This is a genomic window from Caulobacter sp. P1_B12_2 (assembly GCF_056406675.1).
The window spans coordinates 1-1193 of the sequence record NZ_JBFTZS010000753.1; the positions used below are offsets into that span (position 1 = coordinate 1).

1 protein-coding gene is annotated in these 1193 nt (G+C 68.0%); it reads right to left on the reverse strand.

Annotation, left to right across the window (positions count from 1 at the left end):
- Positions 1 to 727: 727 nt before the first annotated feature.
- A complete protein-coding gene (locus tag AC1DZ6_RS25500; protein ID WP_056457198.1) occupies positions 728 to 1153 on the reverse strand; it encodes an acyl-CoA thioesterase in 426 nt (141 codons plus the stop codon).
- Positions 1154 to 1193: the final 40 nt, after the last annotated feature.

A 1193-nucleotide genomic window follows, 5' to 3' on the forward strand; every position in this document is an offset into this window, starting at 1 on the left:
GAGGGGTGACGCCCTGTCCGGTTTCACTCCAACGCCCTGCCGGCACGCCGGTTGACGCCTTAACCCCTCACCCTCCCACCGCTCCGCGGCGGGCCCCGCCCTCTCCCTCTGGGAGAGGGTTTTGAGACGCTTATGCTCAGCGTACAGCGAACAAACCCCCGTGATTTCAACGCCCTAAACTTTCTCGACCTGATCTTGTCCCCACCCTCCAAACCCGCCGTATCCTTTACCCACCTCGACGCGGGGAAAGGGCGCATGGCCAGCGACCGATGCGGCGGCGGGGGGCGATCGAGCGGAGAGCGCTCATCGATGTGACGTTCGCGTGAGTTGGACGAACAAACCTCGTGGTTCTTGGCCTTGCCGGGCTTGGAMGACAGAAACGGTAGGACGACGAGGGTCGGTGRGAACAACAGGCGTGCGGGGGATACGCACGCGGTCCGGGGATCCCGATGCTGCGGGACCCGTCCGTCGGRGGCGCTTCTGGTAAGGCGTTAAGAGCGCCACCCGCCAGAGGGCTGCCGGATAACGAGCGCGCGGAGCGTCTGGCTTCGTCGAAACGGTTAGTTCTTCAATCTCCTCCGGACGTCGTCCAGCGCTCCGCGACCCTTTCCGATCAACTCAGCGGGTTTCCGCGTGAGAGCGAGAGGCTGTGCCGTTGAATACTTGCCCCCACCTGACCGCTACGCGGTCTGTCGCGGCGAGGGGGCGGAGGGCGCCGAGCCGCCCCCTAAGGCAGCGGCCGGGGCTTCCGGTCCTCGCCGATGGCCACGAAGGTGAACACGCCCTGGGTCACCTTGTGGGCCTGCTCGCCGTCGCGGCGGCGGCGCCAGGCCTCGACCTGCACCTTCAGCGAGGTGCGGCCCACGTGGACCACCTTGGCGAACAGGCTGACCTCGTCGCCGACGAACACCGGACTGATGAAGGTCATGCCGTCGATGGCGATGGTGGCGCAGCGGCCGGCCGCGCGGTGAAAGGCGATCGAGGCCGCCGCCAGGTCCATCTGCGACAGCAGCCAGCCGCCGAAGATGTCGCCTTCGGGGTTGGTGTCGGACGGCATGGCGATGGCCCGCAGCACCGGGGCCTCGTGCGGCCACTCGGCGGCCTCCCAGGCCTTGGCCAGGGATTCGGCGCGCTGGGTCGTGGGGTCGCTCACGGGAGGCCGGGCCTAGTGRCCGCCGGAGCCTTCGTAGACC